The 19,164-nt window shown below is 70.2% G+C and carries 13 protein-coding genes; 7 read left to right on the top strand and 6 right to left on the bottom strand.

Annotated elements, in window-relative coordinates; genetic code table 11:
- From OU416_RS33020 to OU416_RS33010, 3 genes are all read right to left on the bottom strand, one after another.
- Window positions 1-3,089, bottom strand: a 3,089-nt coding sequence (locus OU416_RS33020; RefSeq protein WP_270930982.1) for a type I polyketide synthase, incomplete at its 3' end; no start/stop codon positions are given.
- Entirely contained in the window at window positions 3,086-4,306 is a 1,221-nt protein-coding gene (locus OU416_RS33015) for an NAD(P)/FAD-dependent oxidoreductase (RefSeq protein ID WP_270930981.1), read from the bottom strand. The genes OU416_RS33020 and OU416_RS33015, both read right to left, overlap by 4 nt.
- Entirely contained in the window at window positions 4,303-5,568 is a 1,266-nt protein-coding gene (locus OU416_RS33010) for a DegT/DnrJ/EryC1/StrS family aminotransferase (protein ID WP_270930980.1), read from the bottom strand. The genes OU416_RS33015 and OU416_RS33010 overlap by 4 nt, the downstream gene beginning before the upstream one ends.
- Before the next feature lie 391 nt (window positions 5,569-5,959).
- Between OU416_RS33010 and OU416_RS33005 the strand changes: the two genes are divergently transcribed.
- The 3 genes from OU416_RS33005 to OU416_RS32995 are packed head-to-tail and all read left to right on the top strand — an operon-like array spanning window position 5,960 to window position 9,140.
- Window positions 5,960-6,193, top strand: coding sequence for an acyl carrier protein (locus OU416_RS33005; protein ID WP_270930979.1), 234 nt, complete (start codon window positions 5,960-5,962; stop codon window positions 6,191-6,193).
- Window positions 6,190-7,872, top strand: a complete 1,683-nt coding sequence (locus OU416_RS33000) for a (2,3-dihydroxybenzoyl)adenylate synthase (protein ID WP_270930978.1) — start codon at window positions 6,190-6,192, stop codon at window positions 7,870-7,872. Before OU416_RS33005 ends, OU416_RS33000 begins: the two co-directional genes overlap by 4 nt.
- Window positions 7,869-9,140: a metal-dependent hydrolase family protein gene (locus OU416_RS32995; protein WP_270930977.1), complete on the top strand. Its 1,272-nt coding sequence runs from the start codon at window positions 7,869-7,871 to the stop codon at window positions 9,138-9,140. Before OU416_RS33000 ends, OU416_RS32995 begins: the two co-directional genes overlap by 4 nt.
- 5 nt (window positions 9,141-9,145) lie before the next feature.
- Here OU416_RS32995 and OU416_RS32990 read toward each other — a convergent pair whose 3' ends face one another.
- Entirely contained in the window at window positions 9,146-10,348 is a 1,203-nt protein-coding gene (locus OU416_RS32990; RefSeq protein ID WP_270930976.1) for an NAD(P)/FAD-dependent oxidoreductase, read from the bottom strand.
- A 408-nt stretch (window positions 10,349-10,756) separates the two neighbouring features.
- Here OU416_RS32990 and OU416_RS32985 point away from each other — a divergent pair, with 408 nt between their 5' ends.
- Both OU416_RS32985 and OU416_RS32980 read left to right on the top strand, forming a co-directional pair.
- A complete protein-coding gene (locus OU416_RS32985; protein WP_270930975.1) occupies window positions 10,757-11,866 on the top strand; it encodes a phenylacetate--CoA ligase family protein in 1,110 nt (369 codons plus the stop codon).
- A gap of 1 nt (window position 11,867) precedes the next feature.
- Window positions 11,868-13,253 carry an aldehyde dehydrogenase family protein gene (locus OU416_RS32980; RefSeq protein WP_270930974.1) on the top strand — a complete coding sequence of 462 codons (1,386 nt, stop codon included), beginning with the start codon at window positions 11,868-11,870 and terminating at the stop codon, window positions 13,251-13,253.
- A gap of 124 nt (window positions 13,254-13,377) precedes the next feature.
- Here the strand turns inward: OU416_RS32980 and OU416_RS32975 are convergent, their stop codons facing one another.
- Both OU416_RS32975 and OU416_RS32970 read right to left on the bottom strand, forming a co-directional pair.
- Window positions 13,378-14,394 carry a methyltransferase gene (locus OU416_RS32975; protein ID WP_270930973.1) on the bottom strand — a complete coding sequence of 339 codons (1,017 nt, stop codon included), beginning with the start codon at window positions 14,392-14,394 and terminating at the stop codon, window positions 13,378-13,380.
- Between the two features lie 66 nt (window positions 14,395-14,460).
- A complete protein-coding gene (locus OU416_RS32970; RefSeq protein ID WP_270930972.1) occupies window positions 14,461-16,041 on the bottom strand; it encodes an aspartate aminotransferase family protein in 1,581 nt (526 codons plus the stop codon).
- 323 nt (window positions 16,042-16,364) lie between these two features.
- On the opposite strand from OU416_RS32970, the gene OU416_RS32965 reads away from it, so the two are divergent.
- Window positions 16,365-17,891, top strand: coding sequence for an FAD-dependent oxidoreductase (locus OU416_RS32965; protein WP_270930971.1), 1,527 nt, complete (start codon window positions 16,365-16,367; stop codon window positions 17,889-17,891).
- A gap of 142 nt (window positions 17,892-18,033) precedes the next feature.
- Window positions 18,034-19,089: a methyltransferase gene (locus OU416_RS32960; protein ID WP_270930970.1), complete on the top strand. Its 1,056-nt coding sequence runs from the start codon at window positions 18,034-18,036 to the stop codon at window positions 19,087-19,089.
- Window positions 19,090-19,164 lie beyond the last annotated feature (75 nt).

Raw genomic sequence — 19,164 nt, 5'->3', positions numbered from 1 at the left:
GGGGGGCGGGGGACCGGCTCGACCGGGGCCGGGGGGCGGGGGACGCCGACGGGCCGCCGGTCGTCGCCCTCGGCCGGGTCCGCCCCGCGCAACTGCTCGGCCAGGCCGCCGATGGTGGGTGCGGCCAGCAGCTTGTCCAGCGGCACCGTGGATCCGACCGCGGCCCGCAACCGGTTGAGCACCTGGGTGGCCAGCAGCGAATGACCGCCGAGCTCGAAGAAGTTGTCCTGGGTGCCGATCGGCGCGATGCCGAACAGCTCCTCCCAGACCTCGGTGATCGTGGTTTCCAGTTCGTCGGCCGGTTCCACGTAGCCGGTCACCAGGTTGCTCGGCCGGGCGGCCTTGGCGAGCTGCTGGGCTGCGGGTTCCTCGTGCTCGGTGACGTCGACGGCCAGCGATGAGGCGCTCGTCGCCGGACCGCGCGCGTCGATCCAGTAGCGGTCCCGCTGGAACGGGTACCCCGGCAGGTCCACCCGGTTGCGCCGGTCCTCGTGCATCGCGGTCCAGTCCACCGCGCCGCCGAACAGCCAGACGTCACCGACCGCGGTGCGCAGCACCTGACCGTCCGGAGTGGACTCGTCCGGCCTGCGCATCGTGGTGACGGTGGCAGGACGTGGCCGACCGCTCCACTCACCGGCCCGCGCCAAGGTGCTGAGCGTGTTGCCCGGCCCCACCTCCACGAGCACGGCGGGCCCGTCGCCGACCGCCGTGCGCACCGCGTCGGCGAAGCGGACGGGCTGCCGCATGTGCGCACCCCAGTAGGCCGGGTCCGCCGCGGTTTCGGCGTCGAGCGGTTCCCCGGTGACGCAGGAGATGATCGTCCGGTCGGGTGCGCCGAGCGGCGTCTCGGCCACGACGCGGGTGAACGGCTCGACGATCGGGTCCATCATGGACGAGTGGAACGCGTGCGAGGTGTGCAGCGGGCGGGCCGGGATCTGCTCGGCGGCCAACCGCTCGGTGAGGGCGGCCACCGCCTCCCGCGGTCCGGAGGCCACGCACAGCTCGGGCGCGTTGACCGCCGCGATCGACACCCCGGGCGGCAGCACGGGCTCGACGTCCGCCGCGGCGGCCGCGATCGACACCATGTCCCCTGGCGGCAGGTCCTGCATCAGCTTGCCGCGCGAAGCCACCAGGCGCGCCGCGTCCGCCGGCGAGAGCACCCCGGACAGGCAGGCGGCGGTGAACTCGCCGACGCTGTGGCCCACCATCACGTCCGGCCGCACGCCCCAGGACAGCAGCAGCCGGGCCAGCGCGTACTCGGTGGCGAAGAGCGCGGGCTGCGCGAGCGTGGTCCGGGTCAGCCCGTCCTCGGCGCGTTCGTCCGGGTAGAGCTCGGTGCGCAGGTCGATGCCGAGCGGCTCGGCCAGCAGCCCGGCGACCTCGTCCATCGCCTCGGCGAACACCGGCTCGTTCTCGTAGAGGTCCTGGCTCATCCCGGCGTACTGCGCGCCCTGCCCGGGGAAGAGGAACACCACCTTCGCCGGGCCGAGGCCCGCGTCCGCGCTGCGCACCCGGCCCGGATCGGCCCCGGACAGCAGTGCCGCCGCTTCGGCGGTGTCCCCGGCCAGCACCGCCCTCCGGTAGCGCATGCCGGACCGCCCGGACTGCAGGGTGTGCGCTATGTCGGCCAGCGGTGTCCGCTCGATTTCGCCGAGCCGCTCCGAGACGCTCGCGGTGAGCGCGTCCAGCGCCGTCGGCGTCTTCGCGGAGAGCACCACCAGCTGCGGCCGATCGGATGGTGGTGCCGGTTCCGGTTCCGGTGCCTGTTCCAGCACCACGTGCGCGTTGGTGCCGCCGATGCCGAAGGAGCTCACGCCGATGCGCCGCGGGAACTCCCCGTTGGGCCAGTCGCGCAGTTCGGCGTTGACGAAGAACGGCGAGGCCGGGAAGTCGATGCGCGGGTTGGGCCGCTGGAAGTGCAGGCTGGGCACCAGCGTCCGGTGCTGGAGCTGCAGCACGGCCTTGATGAAGCTGGCGATGCCCGCCGCCGACTCCAGGTGCCCGATGTTGGACTTGACCGAGCCGACGGCGCAGAACTGGGTGTCCTCGGTGGACCTGCCGAACGCCCTGGTGAGCGCGGTGATCTCGATCGGGTCGCCGACGTGGGTGCCGGTGCCGTGCGCCTCCACCGCGGTGATCGACCGGGCGGGCACCCCGCTGTCGGCGATCGCCTCGGCGACCACCGCCTCCTGCCCGCGCACGCTCGGTGCGGTGTAGCCGACCTTGTCCATCCCGTCGTTGTTCACCGCGGAACCCTTGAGCACGGCGAGCACCTGATCACCGTCGCGCAGGGCGTCGGCCAGCCGCTTGAGCACCACGACGCCGACCCCGTTGCCGAAGACCGTTCCCGCGCCGTCGGCGTCGAACGGGCGGCAGTGCCCGTCCGGCGAGTAGATCAGCCCCTGCTCGTAGCGGTAGCCGACCCGGTGCGGCACCCGGACGCACACCCCGCCGGCCAGCGCCAGCTCGCACGCACCGGAGCGCAGCGAGGCGGCGGCCTGGTGCACGGCCACCAGCGAGGTGGAGCACGCCGTCTGCACGTTCACCGCCGGGCCGGTCAGCCCGAGCTTGTAGGCCGTGCGGCTGGCGAGGTAGTCCTTGTCGTTGTGGATCTGCAGCTCGAACATCGCCGAGTCGAGCACGATGCGGCTGCCGCCGAGCAGGTTGGACATCAGGTAGGCGGGCATGTTGCCGCCGGCGAACACACCGGCGGTGCCGCACCGGGCCGGGTCGATCCCGGCGTGCTCCATCGCGTGCCAGGCGACCTCCAGGAACAGCCGCTGCTGCGGGTCCAGCAGGGCGGCTTCCCGCGCGGTGAAGCCGAAGAACCTGGCGTCGAAGAGGTCGATCCCGTCGAGCGCCGGGGCGACCGGCACGTAGTCCGGACCGCCGATCAGCTCCTTCCCGAGCCCTTCGGCGAGCAGCTCGTCCTCGGTCAGTGGCTGGATCGACTCCACGCCGGAGCGCAGGTTGTGCCAGTAGGTGGAGATGTCGGGGGCGCCGGGGAAGCGGCCCGCCATCCCGACGACGGCGACATCGGCGACGGCGCGGTCCTGGCGCGTACCGGTGCGGGGTGCTGCGGAAGTCACCTGAGTTCTCCTCCGTGGGCGAACGAACGTCCAGGGGTGGTTTCGGGGAGCGCGAGCCGGTCGACGTCGTAGTTCGTCGCGCCGTCCACGCACAGCTCGGCGCAGACCTTGCCCAGCAGCGGCACGAACTTGAAGCCCCAGCCGCCGGTGGAGATCACCACGTTCTCGCCGCCGTCGAACAGGCCGCGGGCGGTGCCGAGGAAGAACTGCCGCTGCGGATCGGCGGGCAGCACGGCGAGGCAGGTGCCGCGCGCCAGCGGCCGCGGGTCGACCAGCGGCAGGTGCTGCCGCACCCAGTCGCAGGCCCTGGTCACGTGGCGCGGATCGGGCGTGCCGGTCGCCTGCTCGGGTTCGGCCAGCGAATCGACCTCGAACACCGAACCGATGCGGAGCTGGTCGGTGTCCTCCCACGCGTTGGGCGGGAACCCGTAGAACAGGTTGGTGTCCTCCTCGGTCGGCTGCTGGAAGACGAACCAGAACGGGTAGCGCGCGCCGGGATCGCGCTGGCGCAGCGTCACCAGCGCCATCTCGAACACGTTGAACCCCAGCCGGGTTCCCAGCGGTTCGAGCAGCCTGTTGGCGTGCGGGCCGTTGGCCAGCACCACCTTGCCCGCCCGGCACCACCCGCTGGCGGTGCGCAGCCGCACGCCGTCGGCGTCGGGAACCAGTTCGAGCACCGGCTCCCCCGCCCGCAGCACGCAGCCGCTCTCCTCGGCCAGCCGCAGCAGGCCGTCCACCGTGGCGCGCACGTCGGCCGCCCCGCCGTCCGGTTGGACGAAACCTTCGTAGTGGCCGGGCAGATCGGTGAACCCGTAGCGGCGTTCGATCTCTGCCGCGGTCATCCAGTCGTACGGGATGGACAGCCGGTCCATGGTCCGGGCGGTGGCGGAGATCTTGCCCTCGTTGGTCTCCACGTCGATGTCGCCGAACCACAGGCTGCCGAACGCGTGCAGCAGCTGGTGCCCGGTCGCCCGTTCCAGCTCTCGCCACAGCGGCAGGGCCTCCCCGGTCAGCCGGCACAGGTCGGGTTCGGTGTACTGCAGGCGCCAGTGCCGTTCCGCGCCGCTGGTGCCGCACTCCTCGTTGCCGAACGCCAGCTGCTCGAAGACCGCCACCCGCGCACCGCGCCGGGCGGCGTGCCACGCCGAGGAAAGACCGACCGGGCCACCGCCCACCACGACGACGTCGTAGTGCTCCACTTCGGACACTGGACTCACCCCTTCACCTTCCGGGCCGTTCCGGCCGCGATCGGCACGCTCCGGACCTCCTCGCGGAGGACGGTGTCCAGCCAGAACACCAGTTGGTCGACCTGCTGATCGGTCATCCCCGGATGGCAGGGCAGGTTCACCTGCTGCTCGAACCACATGCGCTCGGCGACCGGGCACTCACCGACGTCGTGCCCCCTCGCGCGCCACTCGGCGAGCAGGTGCAGCGGGAAGTAGCGCAACTGCATCTGCACGCCGAGCGCGTCGAGCCGGGACACCAGCCGATCCCGCAGGATGCCGCCCGCCGGGTCCACGAAGAACGTGAACAGGTGGTGGCCGTGCCGGATCAGCTCCGGGCCCTGCTGGGTCCGCACCTCGGGAAACCGCTGGAGCACCTCGGTGTAGGCGGCGGCGATCTCCGCCCGCCTGCGCACGTGGGAGTCCAATTTGGCCAGTTGAACGGAACCCACGGCCGCGTTCGGCTCCGCGAGGGTGGCGTTGGTGCCGCCGTAGCGGATGGTCGCGCAGCCGTGCGTGAAGGCGTAGCCGGGGTGCAGCATCCAGGGATGTGCGCTGGTGCGCTCCCCGATGGCCCGCACCTTCTCGTGGTAGACGGCGTCGGCCTCGTTGGAGCGGATGCGATCCACCCGCTCGGCCAGGGCCCGGTCGAAGAGCGTGATCATCCCGCCCTCGCCGAGGGTGGTGATGTTCTTGCTGGAGTGGAAGCTGAAGCAGCCGATGTCGGCCAGCGCGCCGGGTCTGCGGCCGCGGTACTCCGAGCCGAGCGCGTGGGCGCAGTCCTCGATCACCGTGATGCCGTGCCTGCGGGCGATCGCCATGATGGCGTCCATGTCGCAGGGCATGCCGCCGTAGTGCACGAGGATGATGGCCCTGGTGCGGCTGGTGATCAGTGATTCGATCTTCGCCGGGTCGATGTTCAGCGAGCCCGGCTCGACGTCGCAGAAGCGCACCTTCGCCGGGTAGTTCAGCAGCGGCTGCACGCTGGCCCGGTAGGTCTGCGGGGTGGCGATGACCTCATCGCCGACGTCCAGGTCGAGCAGCCGTATCGCGATCTCCAGCGCGACGGTCCCGCTCGTCACCGACAGCGCGTGCGGCACGCCGAGGTGCTCGCGGAAGCGCCGTTCGAACTCCTCCCGCCACCGTCCCGCCGACAGGTTGTCGGCGGAGTTCACCACCTGGGTGAGCACGTGAATTTCCTGCTCGCCGAGCACGGATCCGACTTTCGGATAGGGAATCGCGTACGACTGCTCCACCGTCCACCTCCAGGACACCGGGCACGCGCCACCCGAAAGACTCGGGTACCGGGATGTTCGATCCGAGGTGGCACCACCCGGGATCAGCGCGGATTCTCACCACGGCCGCCACGCACCGCAGGATTGCGATTTCGCGTCCGGCTTGGCCAAGACTCCCAAACCGGGTCGTCACCGGGAAATACACCGGTTGATCTAATGCCGTTGTACGACCCCCGCCGCCCCTGCAACGGGTTTCGACCGCAGTACTACCTCTAGGACCGGCGTACTACACCGTTGCCTCGGCCGCGCAGGGCGTTTACTCTCGCTGGAGCCAGGCGAAAGCGCAGTTCCGCGATATTCGGGAACGCTCGCCGGATTCGGCGCCAATCATCGAACGCGAGGGGGCACCACCGTGTCCGTGGACCTGTTCAAGCAGTTGTTGCTCGACATCGGCATCGCGGAGAACGCACTGGACGAGATCCAGCCGCACACCCGGCTGCGCGCCGATCTCGGCCTCAGCTCGACCGAGACCACCGACCTGGAGGTCCAGTTGCGGGAGCGGTTCGGCATCAAGATCAGCCTCTGGGACCAGGAGGACTACACAGTGGACCAGCTCGCCGGTGACATCCGGGAGATGCCCCGATGACCCTGGCCGACACCGGGCTGCTCGATCCGGACGTGCCCGCGATCGACCGGCGCCGCACCGAGGAGTACCTGCGCGCCGGTGTCTGGCGGGAGGAGCGCATCGCCGACCTGCTGCGCGCCGCGCGCAGCCGTTCGGCCGCCCGCGATGCCCTGGTGACCTCGTCGGTGCGGTTGACCCACGGCGAGCTGGACTCGGCGGTCACCACGGCCGGGCAGCGGCTGCGGGGGCTCGGCGTCCGGGCCGGTGACCGGGTGGTGGTGCAGCTGCCGAACTGCGCGGAGTTCGTGGTGCTGGTGCTGGCGCTGATCGACATCGGCGCCCCGCCGGTGCTGGTCCTGCCCGGCTTCGGCGACTACGAGCTGGAGCACGTGGTGCGGGCGGCCCGACCGGTCGGCCTCGCCGTGGCGGCGGACGGCAGGCGCGCCGGCACGCTGGAATCAGCGCGGCGCCTGCGCGGGGAGCACGAGTTCCTGGCGCACGTCCTGTCCCTCGGCGACGCCGAGAACGGGGACGTCGACCTCGCCGCGTTGTGCGATCCGGGTGCGCCGTGGGCCGGACCGGACGCCCCTGCCGCAGGTCCGGGCCGTGCCGCGACCGTGCACGACGCCACGGTGTTCCTGCTCTCCGGAGGTACCACCGGCCCGCCGAAGGTGATCCCGCGCGGCAACGCGGGCTACGCGTACATGATCCGGACGGCTTGCGGGATCGCCGAGGTCACCAACGACTCGGTGTACCTCGCCGTGATGCCCGCCGCCCACGGATTCGTGCTGAACTGCCCCGGAGTTCTCGGCACCCTGGCCCAGGGCGGCACCGTGGTGCTCGGCGATCCCACCGATCCCCGGCGGGCTTTCGAGCTGATCGAGCGGGAGCGGGTGACGCATTGCGCGCTCGTCCCGACCGTGGCCATGCAGTGGCTGAGCGCGGCAGCCGAGACGACAGCCGACCTCAGCAGCCTTCGCGTGCTCCAAGTCGGTGGCGCCCGCCCCACGCCGGAACTGGCGAGCCGGGTTCGTCCCGTGCTGGGAGCGCTCCTGCAGCAGTGCTACGGCATGAGCGAGGGCCTGCTCTGCTACAACAGGCTCGACGACGACGAGACGGCGATCGTCGAGACCCAGGGCCGCCCCGCCTCACCGCTGGACGAGGTGCTGATCGTGGGCGAGGACGGCCGCCCGGTTCCGGACGGCACCGCGGGAGAACTCCTCACCAGGGGCCCCTACACCGTGGCCGGGTACTACCGGAATCCGTCGGCGACGGCGAAGGCGTTCACCCCGGACGGCTTCTACCGCACGGGCGACCTGGCGGTCCGGACGGCCGGCGGTGATCTCGTCGTCAGCGGCCGGGTTCGCGACATCATCAACCGCGGCGGCGAGAAGATCCCCGCGGAGGACCTGGAGATGATGGTGTCGCGGCATCCCGCCGTGCGCGCTTGCGCCGCGGTCGGCGCGCCGAACGAGCTGTACGGCGAGATCGTCTGCCTCTACGTGGTGCTCCAGGCGGGAGCGGAGCTCACCTTGCTGGGGTTGCGCCGGTTCCTGCGCGAACTCGGGTTGGCCGCGTACAAGCTGCCCGAGCTGGTGGAGACGGTGGACGAGCTGCCGACGACCGCCATCGGCAAGATCGACAAGAAGGCGCTCCGCGCCGACATCGCGCGGCGCGCGGCTGCGGAGGAGCAGGGATGACGACACAGCGCATCGACGCCGACCTCCTCATCCCCGGCTCCGGGGAACCCGTCGTGAACGGCACCGTCGTGCACGCCGACGGCCGGATCCGCTTCGCCGGGCCCACGGCAGAGCTGACCGGCGACGACCGCGCCCTGACGCCGACCCGGGTGGCCACCCTGCTGCCCGGGTTGTGGGACTGCCACGTGCACTTCGCCGGGATTCGCGGTCGGGTCAACACCGAGGAGCTGATGCTCACCCCGACAGCGCTGGCGGTCGCGCGCAGCGTCAAGGACGCCGAGGCCGCGTTGCGCGCGGGCTTCACCAGCCTGCGCGACATGGGCGGCCACGGTTGCGCGCTCGCGGAGGCCATCCGGGAAGGGACCTTCGCAGGCCCGAACATCTACAGCGCGAACCAGGTCATCGGTCAAACGGGCGGGCACAGCGACGCGCACCGCCTCCCGCACAGCTGGGTGACCGATCCCTGCCGGAGCGGCGGCACGCTGCGCATCGCCGACGGGGTGGACGAGTGCGTCCGGGCCGTGCGCCTACAGCTCCGGGCGGGAGCTGAGGTGATCAAGGTCTGCACCTCCGGTGGGGTGCTCAGCGAACTCGACAACCCGCGGCACCAGCAGTACCGCAGCGATGAACTGCACGCGATCGTCGGCGAAGCCGCCCGCGCCGAACGGGTGGTCGCCGCGCACTGCCACGGGAAGGCGGGCATCATGGCCGCCATCGACGCCGGCTGCCACACCGTCGAGCACGGCACCGAGCTCGACGAGGAATGCGCCGGTCTGATGGCCGAACGCGGGATGGTCCTGGTGCCCACCCGCACCATCTACGAGGCCCTCCGGGGCAACGCCGCCGCGCTGCCGCCCACCTGGCGGGACCGCTTCGAGATCATGGCCGAGCGGCACCTCCAGGCCATCCAGCTCGCGCACCGCACCGGGGTGACCATCGCGCTGGGCACCGATCTGGGCACCAGCGACCGGGGCGGACCGCTGTCCTGGGGGCAGCACGCCAGCGAGTTCGCGCACCTCTCGGCCGCGGGGCTGAGCCCGTTGGCGGCGATCGAGGCGGCGACCGCCAACGGGCCCCGCACGCTCGGACCTCGCGCCCCGCGATCCGGCGAGCTGGCGCCCGGTCACGACGCCGACCTGCTCGCGGTGGACGCGGATCCGCTGGCCGACATCACCGCGCTGGCCGATCCGGACCGCATCGCGCGGGTGTGGAAATCCGGCGTGCTCGTGCACTCAGGCGTTCCGGCCGACGTCGGCCGGAACGCCTGAGCGGCTCACGCCGTGCCGCTGGCGGGGGTGCCCCATTCGGCCATGAACTCCGACATGGGCGTCACCCCCGCGTTGACCCGGGCGAAGCAGTCCATCGCCCGCTGGTCGCCTGCGATGCCGTCCATGACCTTCTGGAACTCCGCGGACGGTTCGAGCGTCGAGACCTGGACCGTGAAGTCGTAGACGGGTTGCGCGTGCTGATCGCGGGCGGCCTGGTAGTCGGCCATCGCAGCGTCGAACGGCCGCCTTCCGGAGAGCGCCTCGTCCAAGGCGCCGGCGCACAACTCCGCGGAGATGAACGCATCGCTGATCCCCTGCGCGGTGAAGAAGTCCTTGCAGTATCCCGCATCACCGACCAGCGCCCAGCCGGGCCCGAAGGGCGTGCGGAAGAAGTTCGGCAGCGCCGCTCCGACCAATCTCGCTTCACGCCGCGCACCGCGAATGCGCTCCGCCCACGACGGCGCCAGCTCGAAGTTCTTCAGGTAGTTGCCCAGGAGATCCTTCTTCACCTGGTTGAACTCCGCGAACGGCCAGCACCCGCCGACCAGCGTCAAACCGTCATTCGTCGGCCAGGCCCCGAACGAGCGGTAGGGACGGGAATGGGCCTTGAAAACACCGTCCATCTCCAGACCGCTGTAATAGCTGTAGTAGCCGACCATCAACCGCGGTTGCTCGTTGTACTGCTCCGCCCGCACCGCGCGCGCGACCGGCGAGTGCAGGCCGTCCGCTCCCACGACCACCCGGGCCAGCTCGGTCACCAGCGGGCCACCGCGCTCCCGCCCGCGAACACCGACGACCCGGCCGTCGTCGTCGAAGACCACCTCCGAGACCGCGAATCCCTCGCGCACCTCGGCTCCCGCCTCCGCGGCCGCGTCCACCAGCATCTTGTCCAGCACCGTGCGCCGGGGCCCGTACGCGACCGGTTCCTCCGCCGTGCCCGGGCTCCCGGAGACCACGACGGAGTCGAAGTCGAACGCGTAGGTGTGGATCGGCGGGCATCCCGTGGCGACCAGCCGGTCCAGCAAGCCCCACCGGCGCAGCGCCGCCACGCCGGGCGGGTGCACGAGGTGGGTCGAGAGGGCATCGCTGGGAAACGTCGCCCTGTCCACGACGAGAACCCGGTACCCCGCCCTCGCCAGCAACATCGCCGTCGGCGACCCCGCACACCTCGCACCCACCACGATGACGTCGAAACCCGGCACACCCATACTTCCGCTCCTGCCCGCGCTGATGTGGAATCGCTTGAAAGCGGTGCGCACCGCGCACCTCGGGTTGGACAAAGCCGATCCGGCGCTTCGGCGCAATTCATCCGTGCCCGAGCGCAAAGCCGAGGACGTGCGCACCGACGGGGTACGTCTCGTCCGATCCGGGCGTTCATCGCCGAAGAGCAGGCACTCACAGCACACTACGCATGCCCGCAGCTCTGCGACAACGAAGTTGTAGAACCAGATGCGCCGAGCGGATGACGGTGCCGGTCTGGTCGAACGCACCTCCCGACTTGTACGTTCGGAGCAGAATCCGCATGCGCCGCAACGGAGTTCACACATCGGCGCTCGAGTTCGAGACCAAGCCGCCACTCAGCCGACCGTCCCGGAATTACGCCAAGGAGCAGGGCAATGAGCGAACAGGCCGCATCCGCACTCGACGTGCCGTGGGACTCCCCTCCGGACTCGCGCGATCTCATCCAGGAAGCCGTGGAATGGCACTTCAACCCGAAGACCGGATCGCCGTTCTGGCAGGAGCAGGCGAAGAAGCTGGACTTCGACCCGCGCACGGACGTGTCCTCCGTGGAGGATCTCGCGCTGTTCCCGAACGTCGTCGACGAGCTGCGGCACATCCGGGTGGAGGACCTGGTCCCGCGAGGCTACGAAAGCATCGGCGAACTGCCCGCGCCACCGGTGGTGGGCGAGAGCGGCGGAACCACCGGGGCGCCGAAGCGGGTGTTCGTCCTGCCCGACGTCCGCGAGCAGTCCTGGGCCTGGTACCACAACCGGCTGCAGGAGCACGGGATCCGCAACGGGGACAACTGGCTCGGCTGCATGCCGGCCGGACCGCACATGGCAGGCATCGTGGCGCAGGACACCGCGCACCGGTTCGGCAGCGTCTTCTTCACGCTGGACCTCGATCCGCGCTGGGTGAAGCTGCTCGTCGGCCGCGGCGCGGCCGAGGAGGCCAAACACTACGTCACGCACATCGTCAACCAGCTCGAATGGATCCTGCAGAGCCAGGACGTCGGCGTCATGGTCATCACCCCACCGCTGATCGAGGCGCTCTGCCGGCGCGACAACCTGGTGGACCTGGTCAATGAGAAGGTCAACACGATCATCTACGGCGGCACGTCGATGGACCCCGACACCCGGCAGCTGTTGCGGACCGAGGTCTTCCCGCAGGTCGACCTCGTCAGCATCTTCGGCAGCACGATGATCTTCTGCGTCATGCCGGAACGACCCGGAGCCGCCGACACCGACCCGCCGGTGTTCGACCCGCCCTCGCCGTTCTCGATGTTCTCGGTGATCGACCCCGGCACCGGGAAGAACGTGCCGTACGGGGAACGCGGCCAGGTGGTGACCCACCACATCACGCGGAACCTGTTCCTGCCCAACAACCTGGACCGCGACACCGGTGTCCGCCACCCGCACCGGCTCGGGTACCCCGGCGACGCGGTGGCCGAGTTCCGGCCGGTCCAGGAGTTCGGCGACACCGCTGTGATCGAAGGGGTCTACTGACGTGGGCAGCCGTTCCACCGCGCTGCTGGAACTCCCCGCGCTCGGCGCGAACGGGCCCTACCGGAGTCGGAACGTCCAGCTCGTCTCCGACGTCACGGGTGCTCCGGTGGCCGAACTGAGCCTCGTGCCGTGGCTGTTCGCGCAACGGGCGATCCGGGCGCTCCGCCGTGCCGTCCCGCCGGATCCGGCACGGCGCACGGAGCTCCTGGCCGAAGCCGGCAGGCTGTTCGCCGGCGGTCGCGTCGACGGCATCTCCGCGGAGTCCTACCACCGGACCGTGGCCGAGGTGTCCGGCATGCCGATCTCCATCGTGCGGGAGCAGGCCCGCGGGGTCGGCGACTACGCCGCGGCCGCGTACGAGAGCGTGCGGCAGGCCCGCCCGGTCGGTGCGGTGGACAGCTGGCGCGACCAGCGCACCGAGCAGGGCAGCGGGGTGTGGACCCGGCGCGGGGAGGTGCTGATGGTCCACGCACCGGCCAACGCCCCCGCCGTCCACGCGTCCTGGCTCGAAGCGCTGGCACTCGGGTACCGGGTGGCCGTCCGGCCCTCGCAGCGCGAACCGTTCACCCCGCACCGGCTGGTCAGCGCACTGAGCCAGGTGGGCTACGACGACCAGGTGCTGCTGCTGCCCACCGACCACCAGACGGCCGACCGGATCATCACCGAGGCGGACCTCGCCATCGCGTTCGGCGCCGATGACGTGGCCAGCAAGTACGGGTCCGACACCCTCGTCATGCCGTTCGGCCCAGGACGGTCGAAGGTCCTGCTCGCCGCCGACGCCGATGCCGAACGGCATCTGGACACCATCGTCGAGTCCATCGCCGGTCACGCCGGGACCGGCTGCGTGAACGCGACCGCGGTGTTCGTCGAGGGCGATCCCGCCCCGGTCGCCGAGGCGATCGCCGCACGGCTGGGCGAACTCCCGTCCCTGCCGCCGGGCGACGAGCGCGCCAGGTTGCCGGTCCGGGAGGCCGCCACCGCACGCGCGATGGACGAGTACCTGCGGGCCAAGGCGGGAAGCGCGATCCCGCTGCCCGGCGCGGACACCGTCGTCGACGAGCTCGGCGACGGCTCGGCGGTGCTGCGCCCGGCGGTGTTCCTGCTCGACCACCAGGACGCCCCGCAGGCCCGGATCGAGATGGGCTTCCCCTGCGCGTGGGTGCTGCCCTGGCGGCGGACCGGTGACTGGATGGCGCCGTTGCGCGACACCTTGTCGCTCACCGCGTTCACCGGGGACTCCGATCTCGTCGAGTCGCTGGTCGCCGAGCCGAGCATCGACAAGATCCACGTCGGCGACCACCCGACCACCTGGACCCGTCCCGGCCTGCCGCACGAGGGCTATCTCGGCGAGTTCCTGATGCAGACCAAAGCAGTCATCGTCGGCTGAGCACGCCCGCACCTACCGCTGCGGCACGACGGCGAGCGCGTTTCGCCCCGGACGGCCTGCCACCCGAAAACCCGTGCTGCCGCCCCGACAGCGTCGTGGGGCGGCAGCACGGCGGGTGCGCAGGTCAAGCGGGGAGGGTGGCCTCGATCATGTGCAGGTTCGAGTCCACCGGGCGGACGTCGTGCACGGTCAGCCCCGCGCGCTCCACGAGCTTCAGCAATCCCTCCCGGCTGTGCTTGCGCCCGCCCATGACCAGCAGCATCCGCAGGTCCATGGCCGAGGTCAGCCGCTGCCCGGGGCCGTCGTCGACGAAGTTGTCGACGACGACCATCCGGGCGCCCGGGGGCGCGGCCCGCATCGCGTTGCGCAGGATCAGCACCGATGTGTCCTCGTCGATCCCCAGGATGTTCTTGAACAGGTACACGTCGGCCTCCGCGGGGATCTCCTCGAGGCAGTCGCCGCCCACCAGCCGCACCCGGTCGGCCAGTTCCCCGCCGGGACGCAACCGGGCGTCGGCGTTGGCCACCACGTCCGGCAGGTCGAGCAGAACTCCCGTGAGCCCGGGGTGGCGTTCCAGGAGGGTGGCGAGCACGATTCCCTGCCCACCGCCCACGTCGGCGATCTTCTCGGAACCGGACATCGGCAGCATGTCCGCGATGGTCATCGCGGACACCGTGGTCTGCTGGGTCATGGCCCGGTCGAACACCTTCGCCGACTCCGGCCACTCGGCGTGCAGGTGCTCGTAGAACTTCCGGCCGTGGACCGCTGTGAAGACCTCTCCCCCGGCGCGGACCGACTCGTCCAGATGGGCCCAGAGCGGCCAGAGCCACGGCTCGGTGCACCACAGCACCAGGTACTTGAGACTGTTCGGCGAATCCTCGCGGAGGGCCAGCGAGTTCTCGGTGTGGACGAAACGGCCGGCGTCGTTCTCGGCGAACACGTCGTAGGACGTCAGTGCGCGCAGCAGCCGCCGCAGGGATGCGGCATCTGCTCCGACCGCCGTGGCGAGGTCGTCGACCGTCGTGGGTTCGTCGCCGAGAGCCTCGGGAAGACCCAAGTTCACGGCGGCACGCAGGGAGGCCGCGCAGGCGGCGCTGAGCGCGTGCTCCAGCAATCCCGTCACCAGTTCACCGCTCGCCATCAGACACCTCTCCGCGACGTACGACCAGATCCCTCTCCAGGTGCGCCGTCGAGCGCGCCGCAGTCCTCATTGGACGAGGCTCTTCTCGTCCTGGTCCCGGAGGATCCTGCAGACGTCCCGGATCGCCGACTCCGTTCGCGCGATGTCGGCGTCCGTCAGCAGGATGGACGGTTCGAACCTGACCGAGTTCGCCGCGGGTCCGACGGGCAGGACGCGAATCCTGTGCTCCCGCAGGAGATATCCGGCCAGGACGTAGCCGAGCATCCCGGACCGGGCCTTGTCCCTGATGAATTCGGCGGAAGCGCTCGTCTGGTCGGTGAACTCCAGGCCGATCATCAGGCCGATGCCGTTGACGGCGGACACGACCTCCGGGAAGTCGGCCTTGACGGAGTTGAGCATCGCCAGCAGCCTCTCGCCGAGATCCGCGGCCGTGGTGTACACCCGGCCGTCGTCGGCCTCCAGCATCTCCAGCACCTTCACGGCGATGGCGGCGGAGAACCCGTCCTTCGCGAAGGTCGAGGTGTGGATCACCTCGAACTCCGGGCGGAACCGGTCCTGCCGCACGAGAGCGACCGAGTTCTTGGCTATTCCCCCGCCCAGGCTCTTGGCGATGGTGTAGTAGTCGCCCCGCAGCCCCATGTGCGAGCTGGCCAGGAAAGCGCCCGTCCGGCCCATCCCGCTGTGGATCTCGTCGATGACCAGGGGGCAGCCGACCTCGTCGCAGACCTCCCGGATAGCCCTGGCCGCCGCGGCGGTCACCGGCCGCATGCCGTTCGCGCCCTGGACGGGTTCCACGAAGAAGGCACCGATGGCGGGGAAGTCCCGCTCCACCACGGTCACCGCACCGTCGTCCAGCACGACGTCCAGCAGGCTCTCCCGGAGGTCCTCGACCGCGGCCTTGATCTCCTCCGGCTGGTCGGCGCGGACGAACCGGGTGGAAGCGGCCAACGAGGTGAAGGGCGTCCGCCACTGCGGATTCTGCGTGAGCTGGATGCTCGCGACGAGCTTGCCGTGAAAAGCGTGCTCCAGAGCGAGGTTCACCGGCCCGCGGGAGAGCACCGCGGAATTCCGGCGTTCGACCTCGGCGATCAGCGATTCGAACGCGTCGCCGTCGTCCGCCGGCCCGTCGGCCTGGACGTAGCGGTTCTCCGACAGCGTCGCGCGACCGCTGCGCACCGCCTCGCGAACCTCCTGCACATGCGCTTTCAGCTCGTCGACGAGCGTCGATATCCGCGCCTGGCGCTCCAGCTCCGCGTGCTTCATGCAGATTTCGACGGCCTCGGCACCGCTGTTGGCGAACACGGCGGAGTAGCCGTGCTCCGCATCCGGGATCTCGCGTCGCATGATCGCGTTCAGCGCGACCGCCACCTCGTTGGACCGAGGCTGCCGGGACAACTGGGCCAACACCGGGATCTGGCTGTCCAGAACCGACTTGACGTGCTCGACGATCTCCCGGTCGTGGTGGCCGAAGATCAAGGACCCGAACCCGCACACGTAGTCGACAACGGCGACCTCCCGACCGCTCTCGTCCACGAAGTACAGCTCGTTCCCCTCGGCTCGGGTGTACTCGATACCGAGCCCCACGCCGGAAAGCCAGTCGTTCAGTAGCTTGTCCGCGAAGACTTCCTCGACGGCCGAACTGCTCATGCTGTTCCTCTTTCAGGCAACCTGGGAAGGATCGAGAATTTCGGGCGCGCGACAGATCGCATCATTCCATGCGGAATCGACCGTACCGACGGGCGTTCACCGTCGACAACGGGTTTACATCTCCGGATCTAGCCGAACTCGAACCTTGGTTTGAGTAGTGCGCAAGAAAAGCCCCTGTCGCGGTACGGTGATCTGACCACCCGGAAGCGAGCGCGATGACCGACAGGCAGCGAAAAGCGCCGCACCGGATTCGGGCACCGGAACACCATCGGCCATGCGGTGCCGCACATTTCGGACCAGTAATTGGAGATGCTGTCAAGCTGATGAAACGCGATGAGCAGAACGCACCTGCTTCGCCCTCCTCGACGGTCACGCCCGACGACATCCGCTACGACGCGTTGTGCCGCGCCTACAACTATCGCTTCATCGCGAAACCCGACTACTTCCGGCTGATCCACTCCCCGCGCGAGGCCGAGGACGCGGTCCGCGAGGCCGTGCGGGCCGGCAAGCGGATAGCGGTGCGGTCGCGCGGGCACTGCGGCGAGGACTTCGTGGCCGCCCCGGACGTCAGGGTGATCCTGGACCTGTCGCCGATGTCCCGGGTCGAATTCGACCGGGAGCGCAACGCCTTCGTCATCGAGGCCGGTGCTCCGGTGGGAAAGATGATCCACGACCTCTTCCACCACTGGGGCGTCACCATCCCGTGCGGATTCTGCATGGGAGTGGGTGCCGGCGGCCACATCAGCGGCGGTGGTTACGGACCGCTGTCCAGGACGCTGGGCCTCAGCGTCGACTACCTGCACGCCGTCGAGGTGGTCGTCGTGGACGAGGACGGGACCGTGTCGACGGTCGTGGCGACCCGCGAGGAGGACGACCCGAACCGCGACCTCTGGTGGGCGCACACCGGTGGCGGCGGCGGGAACTTCGGCGTGATCACCCGGTACTGGATGCGCTCCCCCGACGCATCCGGCACCGATCCGGCCGGGCTGCTGCCCAGGCCGCCGAGCGCGCTGCACGTCGCGGAGGTGAGCTGGCCGTGGCAGGACCTCACCGAAGCCGGGTTCGTCCGGCTGATCGGCAACCTCGTGGACTGGCAGCTGGCCAACAGCGCACCCGACTCGCCGAACGCGGACCTCTACGCCCTCGTCAACTGCATGCACCGCTCGGCGGGGAACATCGCCATGCACGCGCACGTCCCCGAGGCCGCACCGGACTCCCACGCCCGGATGGACGCGTTCCTCGAAGCGCTCGGCGCCGGCGTCGACATCGTCCCTTCGGTTCGGCGGCAGTCGCTCCCGTGGATGTCGGCCACCCAGTACCTCGCCGTACCGGACACCGGGCCGTTCGCCATCGGACTGCGGTGCAAGGTCAAGTCGGCGGATCTGCGCGGCCCACACGACGAGCAGCAGCTCGCCACCGCTTACCGGCATCTGACCAGGGACGACTACCGGGGCACCTATTCGGCGCTGGAGTACATAGGTTACGGCGGCAGGGTGAACACCGTGCCGTCCGCGGACACCGCCATCCCGCGCGGCGCCCTGCTGAAGACGTTCTACATGGTGACCTGGCAAGACCCGGCCGAGGACGACGAACACCTGCGGTGGATCCGCGAGCTGTACCGCGACATTCACGCATCGACCGGCGGGGTGCCCGCTCCGGGCGCGATCAACACCGGCGCCTACATCAATTACGCCGATGTCGACCTCGCCGATCCGGAGTGGAACACATCGGACGTGCCGTGGTACACGCTGTACTACGGGGACAATTACCCCAGGCTGCAGGAAGTCAAGGCGAAGTGGGATCCGCTGAACATCTTCCACCACGCCCTGTCCATCGTCGGCACGCCGTGAGAAGGGATCCACTCGGTGCGGAATTCGAATGGCGAGACCTGGTGCGAATTGCGGACAAGCCGCATGCGGTCCTACCGGAAGGGGCAGAGATGGCACCCGCTGCAGACGTTCGGCACGACGACGGGAAGGGACGGGTCGGCTCATGACCGCTGAGGCAGACGCTCGCCGCACCGTGACCGCAGCGATCTTCGGGACGCTGGCCACCCAGGCCATCGGCGCCGCCGCGCGGCTGGACCTGGCCGACCGCATCGGCGACACCGAGGCCAGCACCGATGAGCTGGCCTCGGCCTGCGACGTCCCCGCGGGGCAGTTGAAGAGGCTGCTGCGCGCGCTGGCATCGCTGGGGTTGTGCGCCGAGCGCAGCCCCGGACGGTTCGCGCTCACCGAGGCGGGAGCACTGCTGCGGCGCGGTGCCCCTGGGACGCTGCTCAACTTCGCCAAGCTGATGACCTACCAGGACTTCCAGCGCAACTGGCTGAACCTGGAGAAGTCGCTGCGAACCGGTCGGCCCGCGTTCGACGCGGAGTTCGGCCAGTCGGTGTACGACTACATGTCGGGCAAACCGGAGCTGGCCGCGCTGTTCCACGCGGCGATGAGGAAGAGCGGCCACGACGAGGTGGCCGCGGCGATCTCGGCGGCCTACGACTTCGGCCGCTTCGGCACGGTCGTCGACGTCGGCGGCGGTGACGGCTCGCTGCTGGCCGCGTTCCTCGACCGCCACCCGCACCTGACCGGCACGGTGTTCGACACCGAGGCCGGAGTGGCGCGAGCGCGGGAGACCATCGCCGCGGCCGGGCTGGAGGAGCGGTGCCGCGGAGTCGCGGGCGACTTCTTCACCGAGGTCCCCAAGGGCGCCGACCTGTACTTCATCAAGAACGTGGTGCTCAACTGGGACGACGAGCGCGCGTTGCAGATCCTGCGCCGGTGCCGGGAGGCCATCCCCGACCACGGCAGGCTGCTCATCGCCGAGCCGGTGCTGCCCGACACGGCCAACGCGGACACCCTCAACCACGAGGCCACCGAGAACCCGTACCTGACCGACCTGCACATGCTGGTCACCGTCGGCGGCCAGGAGCGCACGCAGGCGGAGTACACGGCGCTCTGCGCGCGGGCCGGACTGCGCGTCACCGAGGTCGTGCCGCTGGCGCGAGAGATGAACATGGCGCTCGTCGAGGCCGTGCCCGAGACCGCGGCCTGAGCGTGGACGGCAGTGCGGCCCCGGCCGAGCCGCCACCGGGGCCTCCTGTCGTCGGATCGCTGATTGAGGGGCAGA

Origin of the sequence: Saccharopolyspora indica (assembly GCF_027853965.1) — a bacterium.
Classification (GTDB): domain Bacteria; phylum Actinomycetota; class Actinomycetes; order Mycobacteriales; family Pseudonocardiaceae; genus Saccharopolyspora; species Saccharopolyspora indica.
This window is presented reverse-complemented; position numbering and strand designations above follow the sequence as displayed.

What these genes read in the sequence shown, in the direction of transcription:
- OU416_RS32975 (WP_270930973.1), bottom strand. Translation starts at nt 14,394, where the DNA reads ATGGCGAGCGGTGAACTGGTGACGGGATTGCTGGAGCACGCGCTCAGC.
- OU416_RS32960 (WP_270930970.1), top strand. Translation starts at nt 18,034, where the DNA reads ATGACCGCTGAGGCAGACGCTCGCCGCACCGTGACCGCAGCGATCTTC.
- OU416_RS32965 (WP_270930971.1), top strand. Translation starts at nt 16,365, where the DNA reads ATGAAACGCGATGAGCAGAACGCACCTGCTTCGCCCTCCTCGACGGTC.
- OU416_RS32990 (WP_270930976.1), bottom strand. Translation starts at nt 10,348, where the DNA reads ATGGGTGTGCCGGGTTTCGACGTCATCGTGGTGGGTGCGAGGTGTGCG.
- OU416_RS32985 (WP_270930975.1), top strand. Translation starts at nt 10,757, where the DNA reads ATGAGCGAACAGGCCGCATCCGCACTCGACGTGCCGTGGGACTCCCCT.
- OU416_RS32995 (WP_270930977.1), top strand. Translation starts at nt 7,869, where the DNA reads ATGACGACACAGCGCATCGACGCCGACCTCCTCATCCCCGGCTCCGGG.
- OU416_RS33000 (WP_270930978.1), top strand. Translation starts at nt 6,190, where the DNA reads ATGACCCTGGCCGACACCGGGCTGCTCGATCCGGACGTGCCCGCGATC.
- OU416_RS32970 (WP_270930972.1), bottom strand. Translation starts at nt 16,041, where the DNA reads ATGAGCAGTTCGGCCGTCGAGGAAGTCTTCGCGGACAAGCTACTGAAC.